This is a genomic window from Neorhodopirellula pilleata (genome assembly GCF_007859915.1).
GTDB lineage: Bacteria > Planctomycetota > Planctomycetia > Pirellulales > Pirellulaceae > Rhodopirellula > Rhodopirellula pilleata.
Genome location: NZ_SJPM01000019.1, coordinates 1 through 24700 on the forward strand (window position 1 = coordinate 1; position 24700 = coordinate 24700).

The window sequence follows — 24700 nt, forward strand, 5'->3', positions numbered from 1 at the left end:
AGGTTACGTTGTACTTCACCCATCGCGTGATCCTGCTTTGCGTTTGAGTTGGTTGTAGTGAACCGATAAACGTAGCGTTTCACGCGATGGTTTCTACCCTAAAGGCGCGCTTGGTGAATAAGGCGGGTTAAATCAACACGCATTTGCGCGTCGGGCTTGTATCAATCGCCGTCCAGTAAGACGACACGCGGTGATAGCCGATGTAGCTGGACTCACAAGAGTTCTGACAAGTCACCCGTCTATCAAATACCGAGCAATCGCATCAACGATCCGGCCGCTCGCATGTCCATCACCGTAAGGATTGTTCGCCTGAGCCATCGCCTCATAGGTTTTACGGTTGTCGAGCAACTCGCTGACCCCCTCGACGATCTTCTCGCGCACCGGACCGACCAATCGCACCGTTCCCGCCTCGATGCCCTCGGGGCGTTCGGTGGTATCTCGCATCACCAAGACCGGCTTGCCCAACCCCGGTGCTTCTTCTTGCACCCCACCCGAGTCCGTCAAGACAAAATAGCAGGCTCGCATCAATGCGACGAAAGGGCGATACCCCAGCGGTGGTAATAAGCAAACGTTGTCTAGTCGGCCGAGCGTTCGTTCGACGGGCTCTCGTACGTTCGGATTCAAGTGCACCGGATACACGAAACGAACGTCCGGATACTTCGTCGCCAGAATCACAATCGCTTCGCAAATCGATTCGAATCCCTCACCAAAATTTTCTCGCCGGTGGCCGGTGATCAAGATGAATTGCTTCGATCGCCAATCGGAGGGAAGATAGGGTTTGAGTTCCGAGTCGATGTCGCGCTGAATCTCTCGGTCGTTCTGTTTGGCGACCTCGAGATGCAGAGCATCGATGACCGTGTTTCCGGTGACGACGATTCGCTCGGGTGAGATTCCTTCTTGAATCAAGTTTTTCTCGCTGATTCTTGTCGGCGGAAAGTGCAGAGCACTGAGTTTCGTCGCCAGCACGCGGTTGGCCTCCTCGGGGAACGGGCTGGCGAGATCCCCGGTTCGCAAGCCCGCCTCGACATGCCCGCAGGGAATGCCCCGATAAAAACAAGCGAGCGAGGCCATTAGGACGGTGGTGGTGTCGCCCTGGACGACGGCAAAATCCGGCTTTTCGGATTCCAGAATCGAATCGACTCCCGTCAACAAACGGGCTGACAAACCGGCCAGAGTTTGGCCGGGCTGCATGACGTTCAGATCGTGGTGGACCGGTAAATCGAACAAATTAATCACCTGATCGAGCATTTCGCGGTGCTGTCCGGTCGAAACGGACACCAACGCGAACCGGGAATCGGCTGCCAATGCCTTCATCACCGGTGCCAGTTTGATGGCCTCAGGCCGGGTTCCAAAGAAGACCGCTATTTTTGGTTTCGCCACGGATTAAACTGCCTGACGCTTGGATTCAACTTAGATGGACCATCAACTCATCGACCAACGCATCCATTCGATTGCACTTTCCGACTACGCTCATCATTACCTTACGCCATGTCAACGTATCTGGTCACCGGCTGTGCCGGGTTCATCGCCAATGAAGTCGCCGCTCAGCTGCTCGACGCGGGACACCGCGTCGTCGGAATTGATAATGTCAATGATTATTACGACGTGCGATTGAAAGAACATCGGCTGCAGCGGCTTGCCGGATACCCGAGCGATCGTTTTGAGATGGTCCGCGGCGATATTGAAAGTCTCGACACACTCGGTCGGCTTTTTGAGAAGTATTCGTTCGACGGAGTCCTGAATCTCGCCGCCCGCGCGGGCGTGCGTTACAGCATGCAGAACCCGCACATCTACATGACCACCAACGCGATGGGCAGTCTGAATCTGCTTGATCAAATGCAAAAACATGGGGTCAAGAAGTACGTGCTCGCGTCGACCTCGTCGCTCTACGCCGGCCAGCCGATGCCGTTTGTCGAAACGCTGCCCGTCAACACGCCGATCTCCCCCTACGCGGCGAGCAAGAAGGCCGCCGAAGCGATGGCGTTTTCATATCACCATCTTTACGGCATCGACGTGACGGTGTGCCGATACTTCACCGTGTATGGTCCGGCGGGGCGGCCTGACATGTGCATTTTCCGGTTCATTAAATGGATCGACGAAGGCACCCCGATCGAATTGTTCGGCGATGGCGAACAATCTCGCGACTTCACTTATGTCTCCGACATCGCATCAGGAACCATCGCGGCGCTCAAGCCGGTCGGTTACGAAGTCATCAACCTCGGTGGCGGAGGCACGCCGGTCTCCCTCAATGCGATCATCGCGGGGCTCGAAAATCGCTTGGGCAAAAAGGCCCAGTTGAACTACAAGGAGTTTCACAAAGCGGACATCAAGATCACCTCGGCTGATATCACCAAAGCGAAAGAGCTTCTCGGCTGGGTCCCACGTGTCGAACTGGACGAAGGTCTCGACGCCAGCGTCGATTGGTACCTGAAAAATCAACCCTGGTCGGGGGAGCTTGAACTGCCATAATAGCGAGTGCTCTGATAGCCTTGAAAGCGAGTCTTCTGCCGGAGCGAAACTCACCAAGAGTCTCGGCTTTTAGTTTCGAGGGAACAAAAAGTGGTGGCGACTTTCAGTCGCCAATTCCTGAAACGGCGACTAAAAGTCGCCGCCACCTACAGGATGCGTCACTGATTGATCTCGTGATGCTTGGCTGCCTAGGCCGAAACTCTCGGCGAGTTTCGCTACCTTATTTTCGCCGCAACTGTCCTATTCCCGTCCGACTGATTCGAAATCGCACCATGACTAATTGTTTCCTTTCGATCTGCTTCCTGACGTTGATTCTGTGGCAGGGCACGTTTCAAACCTTGTGTGCGCAGACGGGCGTCGAGACGGCGTCGACAAATAAGGTCGATTTCACGCGGCAACCCGTCTCGCTGATCCCGCCTGGCACAACCTTCGGTGAACAGCCACCCGAAGACTGGTCGCATTTGATCTCGTTCGTGCGTGGCCAATTGACTCGAGGTGACGTCGATGCGGTCACCGACACGGTTCGCTATTACGCCGAAGTGTTCAACCTCACGATGCTCGCCAATGCCGAGAAGAACTCTGAAGGTAAATTTGAACTGGACCAGGTCGCCGTTGGTTTTTCAATGGTGATCGATGGCAAGAACGTCGTCGTGACATCTCAAACGCAAAGCCAGCTCGGAGGCGAATTGTCGTTGATCGGCCGCAGTGTTCTCGACGGGAACGTCGCCGCGCTTGCGAAAGTCGAACGGGTTGCCCGGACGCCGTACAACTTGATCCTCGACGCCCCGGCAAGCATGCTGCAAGAGAACGAGCATCGTGAAATGATCGTTCGCTATTACATCTGGGTGTTTCCCGAAAATGGCAACATCGGCACGCTCGTGTGGTTACTCGATCCGGTTCGTGGCAAACTCAAGATCGCCGACACGGCGATTCAGCTCCTGCCTCCGAACATGCAAGAGGATCGGATCATGAACGTCAAGAAAGACAAATTCAACTTCCTCGGCATTCCATCCAAAGACGCATTCGCCCTGGTACAAATCCCACAAGGCACGCCGTTCGAGATGAGCGAAGAGATGCAGTCGCTCGCCGCCGAAACGACTTACACGCCCGAAACGTTGCAGGCCCTCACGACCGCGATCGCCAAAACACTGCAGTCCGGCCGCAAAGAATAATCATCTTCCGCTCAATAACTCGCTAACGTTTCGACAAGATTGAATTTACCGACCAACTACGTTTGGACGATCGTCCTGCACCAATCATTCATGATGGCGTTGTGTTGGGCAACCGGGTGGCTGGTCCTGAAACGTGACTGGAAGGTCAACTACACCCGCAAGATCAACCATTTCGTGTTGATGCTGTGCCCGTTCCTGCTCGCCCCGATCTTCCCCTATCAACCCAACGTCTTGACGTTCCTTTCCACGGTCGTCGTTTTCACGCTCGCGACGCTGGTCATGGTTCATCCCATTCGCCAGCGTTTCACAATGGTGAGCACCGCCTTCGCGGCGGTCGATCGTCCCGAAGATCGACCTCATACGTTGTTGTGGATCATCAGCCAAGCGATCGTCTCGGCGGTCATTCTGATCGGCCTATTTCTCGTCTTTCAACGCTTCGAGATCGAACCGCTGATCAGCATCCCACTCGTCGTCACCGGCGTGGGCGACGGGCTCGCCGAACCGATCGGCATCCGATTCGGCAAGCACACTTACCGCGTGCCGTCACTTGCCAAAGACCGGAACTACGTCCGATCGATCGAAGGCAGCGCGTGTGTGCTCGCGGTTGCCCTCGCCACGGTCGCCTGCGTGTATCCGATCGTCAGTCTCAACCAATGGCTCGCCCTGATGCTATTCGTACCGGCCATGATGACCGCCGCCGAAGCCTTCTCACCCCACACTTGGGACGCCCCCTTCCTGTACCTCACCGGCGGCCTAACGATCGTGTGCGTGATGGTCGTCTTCTAACGGAGATCCATTGGACCCGCCCCATCAAAAGTCCAAGTGGTAACCCGCAGCGTGAGGGCGTGTTGATTTAATCGTAACCCGAAGCGTGAGCGAGGGATTCATCGCCATTAAGTCCTTTGTATGTATCCCTCGCTCACGCTTTTTGAAGTTGCGCTTTTGCCTGTGGCATTGGTTTATCGTAACCCGACGCGTAAGCGAGGGATGAGTCAATATCAATTATCCCTCGCTTACGCAGCGGGTTACGAAAAAAGCGCAAATTCAAAACTCACGCTTCGGGTATCGATGATGACTAAATCAACAGCCCGGTGAGCGAGGGATGAGCAGGAATCTCTCGTCCACTAACAATATTCAGCACCGATTGTTCACACGATGCTTAGGTTGATGTCCCCGCCCCCACCCACAATCGACGGACGGATCCCAAACCCATTACTCACTGCGTTTTCGATTCAAACCAATCACTGATCCGAAGCATGGCCGAAGGCAAACAAATCGGCGAGATCGTCGCCTCTTCGCCGGGGGTGCTGACATCCCGGTAGAGCGTTCCACTGGGATCGCGATGAACTCGAATCTCGTGTTGCGGCACATCGATTTGCCAATATTCAGGGATGCTTGCCGAAGCATAGAGTTCGCGTTTCTCGCCGAGATCGAACGCATGGCTCGACACACTCGCTTCGATCAACAGAGAGATATCCTCCGGTTGTGGATGCCGATGAGCGTAAGACTGACGCCGAACCCAAGCAATATCAGGTTCGGGTGTGCTCGAGTGCGACGGAGTTTCAATCGGTTTTTCGATCCGAATCCAAAAGCGGCGAGCCGACCTCTCAACACACCATTCGGCGAGGATATCAAGCGGACTGGCGTGCTGTGGTCCTTGAGGGTTCATCCGCACGATCCTCCCATTGATGAGCTCAATTTGACCGGGCTGCTTTTCAAAATGACCGCGATCGACCAAGTCCGCGAATTGCTTCACCGTCAGAGGAAGCGTCACGGGTAACGAAGGTTCGGGTACCTCACCAACACCAACTATCGAATGAATTGTAGTCATCGGTTCGTCACGGAAAAAAAACGCATCGGAGGCACGGCATGTCGATCCCGTAATTGGTTTGGCATTGTACCACAAAACAATAGGAATTCACTCGAGTACAGCGGCTCATGTCTCCGAAACCGGATTCAAAACACTTACGAGCGAGGGTCGGCGGAACATACGCCGAGCAACCCAGCAACGCCCCCATCCCGATCACGCTCCACCCAGGGTGTCACGTCGAACTGCGTGTTCCTGAAATGAAGGGCAAGTCGATCGGGCCAACTTAGAGCCTAACCGAAAAGGGGGCTCGTCGATGACCGGGCATCGCTACTTTGATTTTGGCAGGAAGATTGAGGGCAGGAAGATGCAGAGCAGAACATTTTCTTGCCCTTAATCTTCCTGCCAACAACCGTCATCCAGCGAAGCAGACACTTCGCTAGCATTGAATTATGATGTGTGTGTTTCCGCGAATGGCCCACTTCTAGAAAACCTACCTTGTTCAACGACCAAATTTCTTTCGCGATCATGCTGACCGTCTCCCTCGCGTTCGCCGCGTGGTACGGCCGTCATCACGGTAAGCAGTACGCCCTCGGTGCCGGCATCGCGATCTCGATGCTAGCGGGAACTTGGTTCGAAATCGAAGTCTTCAACACGCCCATCAACGTCACGATGGCGACAGCGATCGTCCTGCTGATCGTCTACTGCACTCACTCATGGCGTGAAATCTTTAATGCAATTAACCTGCTCGACGTCTTGATCACCGCCCTCTTCTTGTGGCACATCGTGGTCGACGTTTACTACGGCGGAAACCCCTTCGCCGTCGCCGCCCAAGCCTACGGCCAATGGATGCTCCCCTACGCATCCGGACGGTACGCGTTCGTACATGCGGGCTCACTTGAAAAATTGTCGCCAGTCTTTGTCCTTGTAGCGGCGATCATTTCGATCGGTGCGATCTTTGAATCAGTCTCCGGCACCAACGTTTGGGAATGGTTGTTGACCGAAATGGACGACAAGGTGAACCGCCCCAGTGGGCTTCGCTACGATTGGCTGTACCGTGCCGCAGGCCCGGTCCGGCATCCGATCTTCTTGGGAATTGCTTTGCTGTCGCTATTGCCATTCGTGGTGGACCTATGCACTCGGGCGGAAGCCCATGGAAGCGAACGAGCGATCGGCGGGGGGGGGCTTTCTTGCGGTAGTGCTAGGAGTTTTCGCAACGATTTCAAGAGGTCCAATACTCTGCCTGCCCCTTGCTCTCTTCCTGGCCTTCGCATGGTATTTCCGTTACGCGAGATGGGTGTTGGTCGCGGTCGCGATCAGTGGACTGATGTGGAGTGCAGCTAATTGGGATACAGCCCTTGCATATCTCGATTCGACGGAAACCACTCAAGGTCGGAGCCGAATTATTGAGGTTGATGACCAAGCCACTCCTCAAATTCTTAATGGAACTCGTAACCGGTTGTTCGCAGTTCAAGTTTACGGCCCTCTCGTTAGGAAAGGCGGCCCGCTGGGCTACGGGACAATCCAATCGAAAGGCTTCCCGCCATCGAAATTACCCGGTCTTCCGTCTGATCCGGAAATCCGTAAGCAATTGGGAATCGTTGACAACTCTTACATTAATGTGGGATTGAGACTTGGTTGGGTGGGGCTCGCCTTGTTCGTCGCAGGCCTCCTTTTGTCAATCGTATATGCATTCCGCTTGGAAAGGACAATGGGAACCTACTTCTATCCCAGCGGAGGCCCTGTAGCGGTCGCCTATGGCAGTGTATTGGTCGCAATTTGCTTTGAAATCGCCACCGTGTTTTGGTCTTATGATTTTGCGTTCTGGATTTTATTTCAATTTGGCACCATTTCCGGTCTCACCTCGCGAATCGCACAGGCTCGCGAGGAAGCCCTGACTTGAGCGAAATAGCCGAGATTGCCGGCGACTTTCGTTACTGTTTTCGAGCGGGCGCAACGAATCTTGCGGCGAGTTTGAATATTTCGAAACGAGAGTAGCCAACGACAATCCAAAGGTGTCCAGGCATTTGGCTGCCCCTTGCTTTTCGTTCTCTGAATAGCTGCTGCATGCCCAAGACTCTAGCCGTTGGCCAGACCAGTAATGCCAGGCTCACCCAAGCTGTCAGCCGCTCTACGCATCGGAACGGCAGCGAAAAAGACTTTAAGCCGATGATTCGACGAGCAACGAAGAGTTTGCCCGTTCCGTTTGTCTCCCGAGTAGCTTCCGCCACGTTTTCGCAGAAGCCGGGCACGGCAACGCAGATTTTCGCATTGCTCTGCAGAGGGGTGGGCTTGTACTGCTTGCAGAGGTTGGGTAGACTAAACCACCCTAATGGATACAGAATTCACTCCACCTGAGGTTCCCAGTAGTCACTTGATTTCCTCGTCAAACGCTCCCGTTGCTGTAGAACTGCGATACCGCTGCAGCGAGCAGTTTTTGCCAATTTTGCAGCATTTGAACGCCTCGTTGTTGGTAACGACATACAAGTTAGGGAAGTTAGCCGTTATTCAACCTGTCCTGGACGATGCCAGCGGCGATTTGGTCGCTGACGTGCGATTGACTTCGTTCGAGTCAGCCATGGGACTGGCCCGGCATCCGACACAGCTCGCTGTGGGAACCCGACGTGGCATCTGGCGACTCGCCGGCCAAAAAGACTTGCCGCGAGAAATTAGGCTCACTGGCCAGGACACGCCTCCGACGTCGTCGGTTACGTTCGCCGCCCGAGACTATCACATCACGGGAAACATCAGCATCCACGAGATGGCCTTTCAGGGTGATCAGTTATGGGCGGTCAACACGCTGTTTTCCTGCCTCTGCACCTTTGACTCGCCTCACAACTTTAAGCCTCGGTGGAAGCCGGATTTCATCTCCGATCTTGCGCCGCAGGATCGCTGCCATCTTAATGGGATGGCCTTGGGTTCAGACGGCCCGAAATATGTCACTGCATTGGGCAGAACGGACGTCGGTGGCGGCTGGCGAGAAAACAAAACGTCCGGCGGTTGCGTGCTCGATGTTGATACGAACGACGTCGTTGCGGATGGTCTGTGCATGCCCCATTCACCGCGGTTGCATCAGGGCAATCTTTACCTGCTCAATTCCGGACGCGGTGAGCTCTGCTGTGTCGATCCGAACAAGGGTGAGATCACCACGGTCGATCGGGTTCCGGGCTATACCCGAGGCCTGACATTTGCCGGCCAGTTCGCATTTATCGGGATGTCCCAGATTCGAGAATCAAATGTCTTTGGCGGGCTTCCGATCTCATCAATGCATGAGTCACTTCGTTGCGGCATCGCGGTCGTCGACCTGGTTTCCGGTCGCGCCGTCGCTTGGTTCGAATTTGAAACAGCAGTCGAGGAAATTTTTTCCGTCGAGATCCTACCAGGTGCTAATCCCACGTTTATCCACAGCCCCGACCTCGAAGGCAACGACCAGGAACTCTGGATCGTGCCACCTTTTGCTTGACGCTCGACACTGATCAATAAACACCGAATCTATCCGCAAAATTCGCTACCAGCCACTCCGGGCTGTAGTGCGTCTCGTAGCAAGATTCGGCCTCTCAACTTAGAAACGAAGCTCCTCGCGATTTTCACAACTTACCATCGAGTAAATTTATGTTCCAACGACGCGTGGCCCGCCGCCGAAATTCAAACAATCGATCGCAACGACGTCGCTCGCTAACAGCATCTTTCCAGTCTCTGGAACCACGGCGTTTGCTCGCGGTCGATTTGGTCGCCGATATTGTTTCCGAGAACATCGCTGCATCACCCGAAGAAGGCGTGGCGATCGGCAACGTGGCGTACTTCGGCAACGAGGATGAGTTTGGGCTCGAACTCTGGCAAAGTGACGGAACGGCGTCGGGGACTTTCCGAATCGCGGACCTCAATGAGGGGGCCGATGGTTCCGACCCGAACAACTTCACGCCGTTTCGAGATGGCTTTGCCTTCAATGCAGATACCGGTCTGAACGACGGCGATGAATCGTTGCTGTACTACAACGTATTAACGGGAACGATCACGGAATTGACCACCCGCCAAAATCGCACCGAGATGATCGACGTCTCGGGCACGTTGTTTTTCTTAAAGTTTGACGACTTGAATAACGATTACGAGCTTTGGAAGTCCGATGGCGAACCAGCCACGACGATGGTAGTCAAAGATGACTTTCCGACGTCATATCTCTATGAGTTCGGAGCCTCCGGTGGCAAGCTATTTTTCACTTATGACGACCTTGACAATGGCGAAGCACTGTGGGTCAGCGACGGAACGGCGTCTGGAACCGAGTTGCTACACGACATCGACCCGGGCTCATATTACTACGGTTCCTTTGGGATCAACTCGTTGACCGACGTCGATGGAACGCTCTTTTTCCTCGCCAACGACGGAACCGGAGAAAAACTCTATTCCACCGACGGGAAGCAACTTGCCACCGATGGAGTCGCCGCCACTTTAACAACGGTCAGTTCATTGCCGAACATCGCGGAGCTGACCGCCATCGGTACTGATCTGTATTTTACAGCGGAGTACGACTTACTATATAGCAATTCATTGTGGACCGTCTCGGGTAGCACGGTCACCAACGTATTGCCGCTTGAAACCAGCTATCCGTATGCTTTTCGCGCTCAGTTGACCGAGTACGACGGACAACTGGCCTTTGTCGAAGTTGAATCCAGTGGTGCAAGTCTATGGACCCATGACAGCACGTCTGGCACACAGCTCGCTCACACTCTGAGTCAAGGCGGCAGCTATGCTAATAGCGGGCTGCTCCAAGGTGCCGGACTGTTGTTCTTTGAAGTCGAAAACGGCACTTCCAGCGACACCGAGTTATGGGCCACCAATGCGACGCCAACGGGGGCTCGCTTGGTGACCAACGTTTCGAATCTAACCAACGATCCGTTTCCTGATTTTGTCGACGAAGCGTTGGGTACCGATTCGCACCTCTTCTTTAACCCCTCAGGCTCGCCAGATTTCTACGTCACCGATGGCACAGCCGGGAACGCCTCGAACTTGACGGCCAACTTCCGGTCCAATGATTCCAACCCCACCGAACTGACGTCCACTTCGCTGGGACTTTTCTTCAACTCAAACGGTTCGCTGCATCGCCTTGACGGCACGAATGGATTGGTAGAGCCGTTGCAAACGAGCTACAGCTATTACAATCCGTCGGACATCACCGAATTGGCCGGAGCGGTTTACTTCATCGCCGAGGATCCGATCAACGGCGGTCGAGTGCTGTGGACGAGCGACGGAACGCTGCCCGGAACCGGAGTCGTCGATGACGGAAGCGGAAACACGCTGCCCGTTGAGAATCTAATCAACAATGGCAACCACCTTTACTGGATTGCTGAAGACTCGAACGGAATCAATCAGGTTTTCCAAAGTGACGGTAGCTTTGCCGGCTCGCAGGCCATTACCTCTTTCTATGACAATCCGTACTACTATCCTTTCGCCAGCTCTTATTCCGGAGCGGAGAACCTAGTGACGGCGGGAGGATTGCTTTACTTCACCGAACGACGAGAAAGTTTTAATTCTTCGGGAACACTTTGGGCCTTTGACGACACGACCGATAACCTGGACTTCGTCAAGAATGGGGATTTCGGTAGCGGCACCTTCGGCTTCTCCGTCTTCTTGGATTATGATGGATCGAACTTTTATGAATTTGATGATGAGTTGTACGTTGGAAGTGCTAGTCAGCTCTGGACTACCGAAGGTACTGCGTCTGGGTTCATCGTAACTCAGGTTCAAAGCTTTAACGGGTATAGCAACTACTCTCCCGGTCGCTTTGCGGAACATGAAGGCGATCTTTACTTCGTTGTCAATGCTGATGAACTTTGGAAAGTGGATGGACTTTCGGGCGGAGTTGTTCAAATTGAAGACTTCAATTCAGATCCCTATTCATTCGGATCTTACAGCAATCCACGCGAACTGACGTCTGTCGGCGACGCCCTCTTCTTCACCTTAAACCAAGGCGGAACCAACACGTCACGTGAACTTTGGGCTTATGATTCGGTTTCAGACACCGCCGCACTCGTCCGCGACATCAACCCCAATCCCTCCAGCACTTCGTTCCCGACATCGCTGACCAATTTCAACGACCGTTTATTGTTCACCGCCAATGATGGCGTCAATGGTCAAGAGTTATGGACGTCCGACGGAACCGAAGCGGGCACCCTCCAGGTCGCCAACCTTTTCGCTCCCGGTCAACTCGGAGCCTTTTCTATCGATCCAATGTTCGCTCCTTTGGTTGAGCAAGATGACCAATTGTTCTTCGCAGCGGATGATGGCATCGTCGGTCGAGAGCTATGGCGTTTCACGGCCCCGATCATCGAAACGACGCCGCCGGCGAGCGTTCCTGAAGGTTCATCCATCGACTTCTCCGGGACCGCTCGCTTTACCGTTACCCTAGTTGCCGCCACGGGCACGGTCGATTTGACGGGAGAGACTTTCACCTACACCGCACTTGCCACCGGCGACGGACCGTTTACCTACACCGATACGCTCACGGCCACCGATGCCGATGGTGTCACCACCACGTTTGAGATTGTTATTGATGTAACCAATGTTGATCCGGTTTTCGACGCCGGCGCCGATATCGATTTGTTACCCGTCGACGTGGGCCTTTTGCAACGAACGGTTACCTTCACCGACCCCGGCGCGGATACCTGGACGGGCACCGTGGACTACGGCGACGGCAATTCCGGCCCGGCGACCTTCGGGCCCGGCCAATCAGTCCTACTGAATCACACCTACATAGTGGACGGTAGTTATACGGTCACGGTTTCGATCGACGACGGCGATTCCGGAACCGTCACCGATTCGTTTGAAGTGACGGTCGACCTGAACACCCCGCCAACGACCAGCGACCGGTTTCTCACGGCTCTTGAAGACACGCCCTACTTTTTTACTGCGGCGGAGTTCAATTTCGACGACGCCGATTCCGGTGACACCTTGGATTCGATCGTTATTGACGATCTCCCCGGTGCCGGGACTCTGTTCTTGGACGCCAACGGCGATTCCATTTTCGATGATCCGACCGAGCTAATAGCCAGTGGAGTGACCATCGGTGCCGCTCAACTGACCAGCGGACGCTTGGGCTTTGTCGCCGACGCCAATGAGAATAACTTATCTCTTTATAGCTTCTTTACGTTCCGCGTCAGCGATGGAAGCGATTTATCCAGCCCGTCCACGATGTCGATTGCCGTCGACCCGGTCAACGATCCACCAACGGTCGGCGTTGACCAATCGTCGGTGACCGTAGACGAAGGCAGCACCGCCACGATCACAGGCGTTTTTGGTGATGTCGATCTGGGCGACTCCGTCACACTGTCGGCGTCGATCGGAACGGTCGTCGACAACCTCAACGGAACCTGGACCTGGACCTATCCGACGACCGACGGTCCCAGCGAATCGCAGACCGTCACGATCACCGCCGATGATCAGACGACCACCGCCGAGGTCACGTTTGAACTGATCGTGACCAATTTCGCACCTATGTTCGATGTTGGCACGAACGAAGCGATTTCTCTCGGCGCGTCATTCATGAGGACTATCGATTTCGTGGACCCCGGGGAAGACATTTGGACCGGCACTGTCAACTATGGTGATTCGGCGACGAACGAACCCTTGGTAATCGATCCAATCACGCGAACGATCGAACTGTCACACACTTACGCTTCGAATGGAACTTTCACGGTTACTGTAACGCTAGACGATGGTGATCTTGGAATTACCACCAGCGACTTTGTCGTTAATGTCTTTTCGAATACAGCGTTCGAAAGCGTCAACTTGGGTTCGATCAATGCCGGAATCGGTGTTCAAGACAATGCCGTCGGGACGGGGTATCTGATGCATAGTCGGCAGAGCGTTTTTATCCGTTTCGCGTCGGCGTCTCCCCATCCCTCCAACAGCGATCACTTGATCACGGTTCGCCATGACGGATCGCAATGGCTCTACAATAATAATACTGATTGGTATGTGTTCACCCCCGCAACGGACGACCGTCTGTTGGCGGCGGTTGACTTCGACGCTGATACGATTAGTAGCCTTGAAGGTTTTGCTGGTCAAATCGACGGAATTGATCAGGGATTCGTTTCAGGCGATTTGACTTTCTTCGCTGATCGCTGGTTTGGAGGAAATAACGACGGCGAGTTCACAATTGAAGGGACTTACTTCGAGATCTCCACTTCCCCTCCAACCGTTGCCATCGATCTGGGTGCGATCAACGCCGGAATCGGCGTTCAAGACAATGCGGTCGGGACGGGGTATCTAATGCATAGTCGGCAGAATGTTTTTGCCCGTTTCGCGTCGGCGTCTCCCCATCCCTCCAACAGCGATCACGTGATCGCAGTTCGCTTCGACGGCTTGCAATGGCTCTACAACAACAATACAGATTGGTTCGCGTTCACCCCAGAAAGGGACGACCGTCTGTTGGCGGCGGTTGACTTCGATGCTGACTCGATCAGTAGTCGTGAAGGTTTTACTGGTCAAATTGACGGGATTGATCAGGGATTCGTTTCAGGTGATTTAACTTTCTTCGCTGATCGCTGGCTTGGAGGAAACAACGACGGCGAGTTCACCATTGAAGGGACTTACTTCGAGATCTTTGAGCCCCAGCCACCTGTTGTATTTTCGCCCGCTACCAATCAGATCGCCAACGAAGGAACTTCCACATTCATTGACCTCGGCTCATTCGTCGATCCCGATGGCGGTGATTGGGAGTTGATCGTCGATTGGGGAGACGGCAGCGCGAGTGATTCGTTCACAATGAACTCCGATGGTTCGATCGGAGGTCGTTCACACGTTTATCCTGACGACGGCGTTTACACGATCAACCTAACAGTGACAGATGAGGGCGGTGCAGGACTCTCCGCCTCGGGTACGTTCGATGTAACCGTTTCAGGGGTAAGTCCCGAGATATACATTCCGGGTGGACCATTGACGCACCAACTAGACACCTCGATCGGAACCGGTGGTTTATGGACGACCGACCATTTGGGGTCGAACTTCGATTCGATCAATGACTTGGTTGTTCAAGATGACGGCAAGATTGTTGCAGTCGGAACGACCGATCACGGAGGAGGCAGTGACTTCGCGATTGTCCGATACAATGTCGATGGAACCCTTGACATGGATTTCGGCCTCAATGGTAAGGTCGTACTCGACTTCGCAAAGTTTGATGACATAGCAAATGCCGTTGCAATCCAATCCGATGGAAAAATTGTCGTCGCCGGGGCGGGGAATTCTAGTCTGGGAAATTTTGAAAACGAAATAGCTGTTGCGAGGCTCAATCCGGACGGAAGTCTTGATGAAACTTTCGACGGACCACTCGGAGATGGAAACGGTTTGTTTTTGCTTGCTAACAGCAGGGGTGAGGAAGCCAATGACTTGGCGATCGCATCGGATGGCACAATTATTCTCTCGGGATTTAACTACGACAGCAACTTCGGTCAGAACTTTTTAATTGTTCGCCTGCTAAACGATGGAAGCTACGACACATCCTTCACTGGCAATAGCGGCAACGGGAATGGACGCGTCATCGTGGACGTTTCGCCAGGAGAGAACGACTCGGCGAACGCTGTAGGAATTGATGCCAATGGCAAGATTGTTGTGGTAGGGTCCGCAAATCAACCAGCTCAAGGTGGAAAGAACTTTGCTGCCATTCGTTTGCGGACCGATGGAACGCTGGATACAGGCTTCCACGGAGATGGTAAATCAACAGTCGACTTTGCCGGTGGTTCCGACGAGGCGTTTGATGTAGCAATTCGGTCAACGGGAGAAATTTTACTCGCCGGCTACGCCACGATAGGTGGGACGCCAAATGCACGTTACGCTCTTGCCCAATTCACCTCCAACGGATTTTTAGACTCTAGTTTTGATGGTCAATCTAATGGAAACGGGAAGGTCACGATTGGAGGAACTAATCCTAGTTTCAACGAAAAACTTTCATCGTTGACGCTAAGGCCTGATGGGTTTGCGGTCATGGCGGGAAGTTCGACTTTTAACAATCGATCGCGTTTCGGTGTTGTAGTCACAAACACAACCGGTCAGCCAGATTCTAGCTTTAATGGCGGCGGACGATTTACGATAGGTTTCAACGGTGGGAATGATCTCGCCAATGCAGTCGCGGTGACCTCGACCGGACAAATCATTGCTGGTGGAGTGGCCGATCGTCAAACTGATGGCGGTAAAGATTTTGTATTGATGGCGTTCACTCCGGTCGGACAACTTGACAACGACTTCGCCACCGATGGAAAGCAACTGACGAACTTCATTGGTCCTAACACCGACGAGGCCGCTGATGTGGTCGTTCAATCAGACGGAAAAATTGTCGTTGTGGGTACCACCATTCCCGCACCGACGAATAGCTTCTCAGGGAATTCGGACTTCCTTATCACGCGTTATCTGCCTAACGGAAGCCTTGATCCAACGTTCGGCATAGGCGGACGCGTTCAATTTGACTTTAATCGGCGAAATGATCGGGCCAACGCGGTCGCTCTTCAGGAAGATGGAAAGATTATCGTTGTTGGTGGTAGTAAATCACAAATACAAAACGACAATTTGCCATCGGACGATGGTGACTTCGCGGTTTTACGGCTGAATCCGGACGGTTCACTCGATTCGACGTTTACCGGCACCACTGGCGTCGCGACTGGAGCGTTCTTACTTGACTTGCAAGGATATTCAGACACGGCCTACGATGTTGTCCTTCAACCTGACGGCAAAATACTGCTGATTGGAAGTTCGTGGGCACTCAACAACGGCGGCGGCGATTTCGCGATCGTTCGTCTGAATCCCAACGGTAGCCTGGACACAGATTTTGATGGTGATTCCGGCTCGGCAAACGGGAAAGTCTATGTTGGTTTTGGCACCAGTCATGATCTCGCACTCAGCGCTGCCCTTACTGAGAGTGGACAAATCATTATTGCTGGCACGGCGCATATGGTGGCAAGCCTCTTGGACTTCGCGCTGGTTCGCCTGCAAGTCGACGGGAAAATCGACCCCACATTTGCTACAAACTCAGGAATCGGTGCCGGCAAGTTAACGATAGACTTTGAAGGTCAGAGTGATTCTGTACAAGGAATCGCAATTTCGCCGGGTGGAAGCTTATTTGTAGTAGGTTCGTCCGACTCGGGATCCAGCATCCGCCGCACTGATCTTGCTGTCGCTAAATTGACTATCGATGGACAACTGGATTCCGAATTTCAATCGGGTGGCAAATGGACTTTCGATTTTGATGGTCGCTACGACTACGGCAGTGATGTGCTTGCTAATCCAGACGGTGGCGTCACCGTTCTGGGTGGAGCTACCTCGTTCTTTACGGATGAAAACGATTTTGCATTGGTGCGATTTTCTGAGGACGGAAACTTAGACCTTACCTTCGACGGTGACGGCATATTCACTACCACTTTTGGCGGACCGCGTTCCAATCAGGCCATGGCATTGGCGGTCCAGCGGAATGGCTCCATCGTTGTTGCCGGAACAGTACAAACTTTTGAAGCGACGGGAGACGACTTTGGTCTTCTTCAATTCTCAGCTACCCCTGGCCCGTTCTCGCTCATTGTCGAGGAAGACGCAGGTTTCAGCTTCACTCCCCTCGTATCGGATGCCGGATTTAACAATCCACTACGGCCTGGCGGCGCCACAGTTGAAACGTTTACTTACGCCGTTGATTGGCTGGACGGATCACCAGTTGAGAGTGGGTCGGTTGTGATCGATAGTGTGGGAGGCCCCGGCTTACCCACCCTCGGCAGTTTTGAACTCAACCATGTCTATCCAACTCCTGGTACCTACGAAGCATTAATAACGGTCACTGATGACGACGGTGACGCCACACAAATCACTCAAACCATCATTGTCAATGAGGTCCTTCCAACCGAAGATTTCGGCGATGCACCGGAAAGCTATGCCACCTTACTTGCTGATGATGGAGCCCGGCACACGGCAAACGGCCCGACACTCGGTGGTGATCGAGATGCCGAGTTCGATGGATATTTAAATCCATTCGCCGATGGCGACGATATTGACACCAGTGACGACGAAGACGGAGTCACCCTTACGACGCTGACGATCGGTCAAACGAGTGTCCCAATCACTGTCAATGTCCAGGGTGGATCCGCAATGCTGGACGCTTGGATCGATTTCGACCGCAGTGGCACCTGGGAGTCAGTAGAACAGATTTTTTCTAGTGAAATGCTCTCCACCGGAAACAACCAACTCTTTGTCAACGTTCCCTCGACAGCAATCGCGGGACTCAGCTTCGCCCGTTTTCGCCTCAGTACCGCCGGCGGACTTCAACCTACTGGGCTTGCCTCCGACGGCGAAGTCGAAGATTACTCGGTCGTACTTAATACCAACCCCGTTACACAAGATGATGCGGTCAAGACAACCCGGAACACCCCCATCACGATCGACGTTTTGACCGATAACGGTAACGGCATTGATACGGACCCTGATGGCGATCCGCTGGCCATTGTCTCGACCACACAACCTGCCAGCGGAACGGTTGTCGTTAACTCGACAAACGAGTTAACCTATTTCCCAATCTCAGGATTTAGCGGAACCGATTCCTTCGACTACGAGATCGCTGATGGGAGAGGCGGAAAAGCGACCGGAACTATTACCGTTGATGTGGAAGCTGCTTCAAACGAGATCTCGTTAGGTCCAATCAACCAAGGCGTTGCGGTCCAGGACGATGCAACGGGTCAAGGGTATCTGCTGCACAGTCGGCAAAGTGTTTTCACTCGGTTTGCGGCGACGCCGCCTCACTTCTCCAATAGCGACCATCTGATTGCTGTTCGCCACGATGGATCGCAGTGGCAGTACAACTCCAATACGACTTGGGTCGCGTTCACGCCCGAAGCGGATGACCGCTTGCTCGCCGAAGTGGACTTCGACGCCGACACGATCGCTAGTCTTCAAGGGGCTACCGGACAGATCCACGGGATCGATCAGGGTTACGTTTCAGGCGACTTAACATTCTTCGCCGATCGCTGGAATGGACAAACCAACGACGGCGAGTTCACGATCGAAGGGACTTTCTTTGAGATCTCTACCCAATCGACTATCTCCGTCGATCTCGGCCCCGTGAACTTCGGCGTAGGTGTCCAAGATAACGCGGTTGGAACGGGGTATCTGCTGCACAGTCGGCAAAGTGTTTTCACTCGGTTTGCATCCGCGTCCCCCCATCCCTCCAATAGCGATCATCTGATTGCGGTTCGCCACAACGGATCGCAGTGGCAGTACAACTCCAACGCGACTTGGGTCACATTCACGCCCGAAGCGGACGACCGCTTGCTCGCCGAAGTGGATTTCGACGCCGACACGATCGCTAGTCTTCAAGGGGTTACCGGACGGGTCCACGGGATCGATCAAGGTTTCATCTCAGGCGACCTGACATTCTTCGCCGATCGCTGGGATGGTCAAACCAACGATGGTGAGTTCACGATCGCAGGGACTTTTTTTGAGATTCCCACTCAATCGATAATCTCCGTTGACCCAGGCCCAGTCAATTTCGGTATTGCTGTTCAAGACAATGCGACCGGGACGGGCTTCCTTATGTTCTCCGCCCAGTCGGTTCACGCTCGATTCATTAATTTCCCGCCTCACCAAAACAACAGCGATCACTTGATTGCGGTGCGGTTGATTTCCGGTGTTTGGCAGTATAACAGCAACATTCAATGGGTTTCTTTTACCCCCGAATCCGATGACCGCCTGCTGGCCAGCGTTGACTTTGACGCCGACACTGCGACGAGTTTGCTTGGCGTGAGTGGTAGCTTGGGAGGGATCGAGCAAGGGTACGTCGCTGGCGATTTGGTGTTTCTTGCCAACGTTTGGGACGCTCAGGCCAATATGGGCGAATTCACCGTGCAAGGTTCGTACTTCGAAGTGGAGGCATCCGGGGGCAGCCCATCCGGCGAACCAATCACTTCGGAATTTGTCGCCGCGACGGCCACACCCTTACGCAACCGAATCGACTTGCTTTCATTGACAAGATCGCCGTCGATCCTGTCGAAGATGGATGTCTCGGGCAGCAATGGTGTGACGGCGTTGGACGCTTTGATGGTAATCAACCACCTCAATGCAACGGCCGTCAACGGTGAGTCAAACACCGTTTCTGTGGACGACGATTTCCGTCACTACGACATCAACCAAGATGGGCAAGTCACTGCGATCGATGCGTTGACGATCATCAATCATATCAATCGCATCGAGAGCCATCCGTACGAACAGTTGAGCAAGCAACCAACGTGGGCGCTCGCTGTGGACGGCTTCTTCGCAAGCGACGACGGCGATGATGACGACGACGAGTTCATGCAATCAGAGTCATCACTGTTCTAGCATCTGGCTGAACTTACCCGTGAATCCTGTGCTGCTCCACAAGAAACGTTCGTTCGTTCGGTGTAGGTATCATGCAATGAATCGGGCAAAGCGGGCTTTGTCACTTATCAAATCCCTACGCAGCGACCGCATCCCGCGACCGTCCGACTCCGACCAGAACTCTTCACCCCACGCAACGCGGCGACCGATCACGCTCCACTGAGGTTGTCACGTCGAACTGCGAGTTCTTCAAATCAAGGGCAAGACGATGGGGCCAACAACCGTCATCCAACGAAGCAGACACTTCGCTAGCATTGAATTATGATGTGTGTGTTTCCGCGAACGGCTCACTTCGAGAAAACCTACCTTGTTCAACGACCAGATTTCCTTCGCGATCATGCTGACCGTCTCCCTCGCGTTCGCCGCCTGGTACGGCCGTCGTCACGGTAAGCAATACGCCCTCGGTGCTGGCATGGCGGTCTCGATGCTAGCGGGAACTTGGTTCGAAATCGAAGTCTTCAACACGCCCATCAACGTCACGATGGCGACAGCGATCGTCCTGCTGATCGTCTACTGCACTCACTCATGGCGTGAAATCTTTAAAGCAATCAACCTGCTCGACGTCTTGATTACCGCCCTCTTTTTGTGGCACATCGTGGTCGACGTTTACTACGACGGAAACCCTTTAGCGATCGCCGCCCAAGCCTACGGCCAATGGATGCTCCCCTACGCCGCCGGACGGTACGCGTTCGTACATGCGGGCTCACTTGAAAAATTGTCGCCAGTCTTCGTCACGGTGGCGGCAATCATTTCGGTCGCAGCAATCTTCGAATCAGTCTCTGGAATCAACCTTTGGGAATTGCTGCTGACTGAAATGGATGACAAGGTGAGTCACCCAAGAAGGCGTCGCTACGATTGGCTCTACCGAGCTGCGGGTCCAGTCCGTCACCCAATCTTTCTGGGGATTGTTCTCATGACAATGCTTCCTTTTGCGGTTGATCTGGTGTCTCGCCAGAGGGATTCCAGTAAAAAAAGAATCTTGGTTTCAACAGGATTAGCTGCTGTTATCCTTGGCGTTGGCGCGACACTTTCAAGAGGACCGATTCTATGCCTCCCGGTCTCTGCGTTATTTGCTGTCGCCTGGTACGATCGGATAGCAAGGTGGAGCATAATTATTTTAGCGATGATTGGCTCGCTCATTGCCATTGTATATGCCGATAGTTTCTTGTCCTACCTTGATTCCAGCGAGAGCAATCGGGGCGAAAGCCATATTGTCGAAATTGATGATCGGAATTCTCCACAGATCTATACCAGTAGTCGAAATCGAATCTTCGTTGTCAAAATCTATGGACCTTTGGTGGTTAAAGGAGGCCCTGTAGGGTACGGTAGCAAAAGATCTACTGGCTTTCCTCCTCGAAACTTGCCTGGATTGCCTGCCGACCCTACAGTTCGCGAACGATTAGGTGTTGTTGACAACTCCTACATCAATATAGGTTTGCGTTTCGGTTGGATCGGCTTAGTGACCTTTGTTTGTACTTTGTTATTCACGATTTCATTTGCTCTAAGATTCGCTCTCGTAGCAAGCACCTATCTTTACCCCTGCGACTGGCAATGCATGATTGCGTATGCTGGCGTCTTCTTTGCTCTACTCTTTGAGATCGGTACTGTGTTTTGGTCCTACGACTACGCTTTTTGGATCATGCTTCAAATCGGGGCAATATCGGGTTCTGCGTCACAAGTCGCTCAAGCTCGCACCAAGGGATGGATTTAGAGAACTGTCAATCCAACTAGCATTTTAAGTAGACATTCAGGACATCAATTTGGTGGAGTTTGGCAATTGACAAAAAGCACGTCTAACTGAGTGATCGATCCCTGGGTATCTGTCACAGTGTTGACAACTCGGTGAAAACGATACTGCTTCTCGTCCATGAACTGCCAGATTTCATGAAAGCTAGGTTCGTTCAGATATGCCTTCTCTTGCGCTGCCTCCAGCAATACGACGTCACAAACTTTCAAAAGATTGATTGCTCCATGCAAAGCTTCCAGTTCGAACCCTTGAAGATCTAACTTCAACAGCACTCGCTGATTAGTTGCTATATGGGAGAACTCCTCATCAAGTGTGGTCATTGGAACACGCATCGTTCGAACAGTTCGAATTTTTGACATCCAGCTACTCGCCTGATCTACGGCAAGCACAGAAGACGACTGTGTATTCGAGGTTATGTGAAAGTCCGTCTCACCTGTAGTGCGTCCCAACGCCTTCTCGACGACGCGCAGCGAAGTTACATCAACTAAATTTGCTCGCAACTGCGCTGCTACCTCCGCCAGCGGTTCAAAAGCCACAATTTCGGCATCGGGATAAAAAGTATGGCATGCGCGTGCAAACTGGCCTATATTCGCACCGCAATCGATAATCGTCGAAAAGTGGAAGCCAGCCCGTTGGAGCTCAAGAAGTAACCGAGTCGAGGTTGCCGACCGAGGTTTCTTGGACAGAAGAAACTTCCATCCATCTTTGTAAGACAAGGATCTGGCTGTGGAAGCAAGCTTATTTCTTATCACGTTTAAACAATTTAATTTGAGGCTGGAAACCATTCGGCAGGAGTTAGCCGGATTGCGTACGAGTTGTCGAAAATATAAGACTGCTTACATTTTCTATTTGTTCTCTTCAGCATTCAAGAGCACAACCTTGCGAACAAAACGATTCGTGTTGGGCTTGCAAGTAAATGGTCAGAGGAGTCACAGAAAGTTCTCGAATCCGATAGATGCCTAATTAGCAATCTTTCAAGTGTATTTGTTTTCTTGACTTTGATACACAGTTGTAAAAGTTGGCAACGCTTTACATTGCAGATAGGCGATCGAAATAAAATCGTGCCTTCTCGGATAGCTTCACCTACTTAATCTGCGAACTCGATCCGAGAGGTTGCCCCCAAAGTTGACTCAACAGAAATTCTTTTTGTACTTTGTCGCTCCAGGGAACCTGAATCCTAGAACTGGATCGTTCTGCGACAAGTTCTGTCAGCAAATTAACTACATTGAGTTCATCAGCGGCATCCAGAAGCGTCAGAACGCGATGATTGGCCCCATGCGAATTCATGAATCGCTGAATTTTTGGATGATAAGATATTGCTGCAACTCGGCATCCAAGTTCCATTGCTGTAACCACACCATGAAATTTCATGCCTAGAAACCAATCGCATTCCGACATCGCTTCAAGGGTGGATTCAAGCCCACTGCCCATCTTAAGGGTTTTCACGCGATTGGCAAACTCGGCCTTCAATTTTCTGTGCAAACGTTCTGTTAGTGTAATTACCGCTTCAGAACCGCTTTCAGTAAGAACGAAGAAAATGACGGTCCGATTTGCGTCCTCGCGTAGAACACGCTGTAATGCTAGAAACAGATTGTTGCTTATTCGTTCTTCATTTTCTTGACCTGAATCCGTATAGCCGAAACTGGCTGCTAAGGAAATGCCTAAGCGAGCAACGGAGTGTTTGTTTTGGGCACGCATTTCGTTTGATCGAGCGTGAATAGCTGTGATAGCTAGGTCATCTGCAAGGCATACAAACTGCTGATTTATCATCTTGCAAACGGTCTCATAGCTTTCGCTATCACGAACTGAAATTGCATCAAACATTCTGCATAGTTGGCCAAAACAGCGTTTCCAAACGCGACTTCGGAAGGGACCAATTCCGACACCAACTAAAACGATTCGTTTTTGCAGCACCCAGGCAAAAGAAACAAGGCACGCAATTTTAATCTGAGCAATAGCATGCTTTATACGGACTTGTCCAAAACCGCAATCGTGAAATTGTGTGCCGCCGACGATGGCTAAAGCCTGCGATTGAAAAACGGCTAAAATAAATTGGGTTAAAGAATACGGAATGGGAGTAACTTTCGACGCAACGAAATTCGAAAGAAGATGCTTCTTGCTCGACACTCTCAGGTTGAATTTGGGATTGATCTCGAACATTGTCCTGCAGAACCCTTCGAGCATCAATTCATCACCGAAATTGCCCGCCCCAAAATGTCCAAATACGAAAATTGAAGGCCCATGTGTTTTGCCCATGTCAGCTCCAATCTTCGCTAAATTCGTATCCAAGCTCTGTCAATAGCCCATGATCCTGCTCTTTGAATGCTTTAATGCACGCAGGGGTAAAAGCATCTCGCCAAGTCTGCTGCTGGATTCCTGAGAAAGTGTGGGATTTGGCGGGCTGAAGTCCTCCTCTCATCCGCTTCAGGATGTCTTCGGTCTGCTCGCCTGAGCCGCTTCTGTGAAGATAAAAACGAATGATCTTTCTTAATTCTTGTTCCTGATTTTCGCCAGCAACGTCCTCGAACTTTGTGCAGTAGACCGCTTCGCTGGCCAACCAGCCCTGATAGTTTCGAAATCGCTCACTTATCGACGGGAAGTAGATGTTCTCGCAACTGGGGATTCCGTTGATTGCAAGCAGCAGCGCGGCTTCTGGGTCGAGGCCTTTGAAGTAAGCGCGTAAGCGGTGGAACCGATTCATCTTCTGCAAGTAGTTGACGAGCGAACGTGCAACCTCTCTCGGGTCTCGGTATATAAACAGCGAAATACAACGGTTGGAAACAAGGGCATTCTCAATCGCTGGGCTATAAAAAATATGGCCACGCACGATCTCATTCGGTGTGATTCTGCTGATTTTATCAACGCACCACTGTTCAGTACGAAGTCCATAGTTGAACGAACTGCCTGCAGAGGCAATAAACCGACCAAAATCTCTTGTATTCCCTAGTCCCATGACCACTTGATCCAAAAGGTGGGTACCACTCTTCGGGAATGAGTTGGCCAGTAGACTTGGTAAGTTTGTGCTTCGATCGGCGCTTGCCGATAATTCACAGGAAATTCTGTACGGAGCCAGTAAGCCCTTGGCTGATTTCCGAATAAGTCCGTTACGATGCCGAAGAAGTATACGCATGT

At 52.6% G+C, this 24700-nt stretch carries 13 protein-coding genes and 1 pseudogene; 9 read left to right on the forward strand and 5 right to left on the reverse strand.

Annotated features, from left to right (window positions below; genetic code table 11):
* Nucleotides 1-231 precede the first annotated feature (231 nt).
* A complete protein-coding gene (wecB, locus tag Pla100_RS26700; RefSeq protein WP_146581823.1) occupies nt 232-1380 on the reverse strand; it encodes a non-hydrolyzing UDP-N-acetylglucosamine 2-epimerase in 1149 nt (382 codons plus the stop codon).
* 108 nt (nt 1381-1488) lie between these two features.
* Here wecB and Pla100_RS26705 point away from each other — a divergent pair, with 108 nt between their 5' ends.
* The 3 genes from Pla100_RS26705 (at nt 1489) to Pla100_RS26715 (ending at nt 4427) form a co-directional block, all read left to right on the forward strand.
* A complete protein-coding gene (locus tag Pla100_RS26705) occupies nt 1489-2469 on the forward strand; it encodes a GDP-mannose 4,6-dehydratase (protein WP_146581825.1) in 981 nt (326 codons plus the stop codon).
* A gap of 272 nt (nt 2470-2741) precedes the next feature.
* Nucleotides 2742-3641: a pyruvate kinase gene (locus tag Pla100_RS26710; protein WP_146581828.1), complete on the forward strand. Its 900-nt coding sequence runs from the start codon at nt 2742-2744 to the stop codon at nt 3639-3641.
* A 39-nt stretch (nt 3642-3680) separates the two neighbouring features.
* Complete coding sequence (locus Pla100_RS26715) at nt 3681-4427, forward strand: diacylglycerol/polyprenol kinase family protein (RefSeq protein ID WP_146581830.1); 747 nt, start codon at nt 3681-3683, stop codon at nt 4425-4427.
* A 430-nt stretch (nt 4428-4857) separates the two neighbouring features.
* On the opposite strand, the gene Pla100_RS26720 is transcribed toward Pla100_RS26715, so the two are convergent.
* On the reverse strand, nt 4858-5472 hold the full coding sequence (locus Pla100_RS26720) for a Uma2 family endonuclease (protein WP_146581832.1): 615 nt from the start codon (nt 5470-5472) through the stop codon (nt 4858-4860).
* A gap of 474 nt (nt 5473-5946) precedes the next feature.
* On the opposite strand from Pla100_RS26720, the gene Pla100_RS31955 reads away from it, so the two are divergent.
* From Pla100_RS31955 to Pla100_RS26740, 6 genes and pseudogenes are all read left to right on the forward strand, one after another.
* Nucleotides 5947-6792, forward strand: a complete 846-nt coding sequence (locus Pla100_RS31955) for a hypothetical protein (RefSeq protein ID WP_231603663.1) — start codon at nt 5947-5949, stop codon at nt 6790-6792.
* Nucleotides 6692-7051 (forward strand): annotated as a pseudogene (locus Pla100_RS31960) (O-antigen ligase family protein); the annotation flags it as partial. The gene Pla100_RS31955 and the pseudogene Pla100_RS31960, both read left to right, overlap by 101 nt.
* A gap of 108 nt (nt 7052-7159) precedes the next feature.
* A complete protein-coding gene (locus Pla100_RS31965) occupies nt 7160-7351 on the forward strand; it encodes a hypothetical protein (protein ID WP_231603682.1) in 192 nt (63 codons plus the stop codon).
* 429 nt (nt 7352-7780) lie between these two features.
* A complete protein-coding gene (locus Pla100_RS26730) occupies nt 7781-8911 on the forward strand; it encodes a TIGR03032 family protein (RefSeq protein ID WP_146581834.1) in 1131 nt (376 codons plus the stop codon).
* Between the two features lie 149 nt (nt 8912-9060).
* Nucleotides 9061-19782 carry a PKD domain-containing protein gene (locus Pla100_RS26735; protein WP_146581836.1) on the forward strand — a complete coding sequence of 3574 codons (10722 nt, stop codon included), beginning with the start codon at nt 9061-9063 and terminating at the stop codon, nt 19780-19782.
* Between the two features lie 346 nt (nt 19783-20128).
* Complete coding sequence (locus tag Pla100_RS26740) at nt 20129-21532, forward strand: O-antigen ligase family protein (protein ID WP_146581837.1); 1404 nt, start codon at nt 20129-20131, stop codon at nt 21530-21532.
* Nucleotides 21533-21576: 44 nt separating this feature from the next.
* On the opposite strand, the gene Pla100_RS26745 is transcribed toward Pla100_RS26740, so the two are convergent.
* The 3 genes from Pla100_RS26745 to Pla100_RS26755 all read right to left on the reverse strand — a co-directional run bounded on the left by Pla100_RS26745 (nt 21577) and on the right by Pla100_RS26755 (nt 24698).
* Complete coding sequence (locus tag Pla100_RS26745) at nt 21577-22284, reverse strand: FkbM family methyltransferase (RefSeq protein ID WP_197168263.1); 708 nt, start codon at nt 22282-22284, stop codon at nt 21577-21579.
* A gap of 367 nt (nt 22285-22651) precedes the next feature.
* The gene (locus Pla100_RS26750; RefSeq protein WP_146581841.1) at nt 22652-23824 is read right to left on the reverse strand and encodes a polysaccharide pyruvyl transferase family protein; all 1173 of its coding nucleotides are present in this window, start codon (nt 23822-23824) and stop codon (nt 22652-22654) included.
* 1 nt (nt 23825) lies between these two features.
* Nucleotides 23826-24698 carry a sulfotransferase domain-containing protein gene (locus Pla100_RS26755; RefSeq protein WP_146581843.1) on the reverse strand — a complete coding sequence of 291 codons (873 nt, stop codon included), beginning with the start codon at nt 24696-24698 and terminating at the stop codon, nt 23826-23828.
* Nucleotides 24699-24700: the final 2 nt, after the last annotated feature.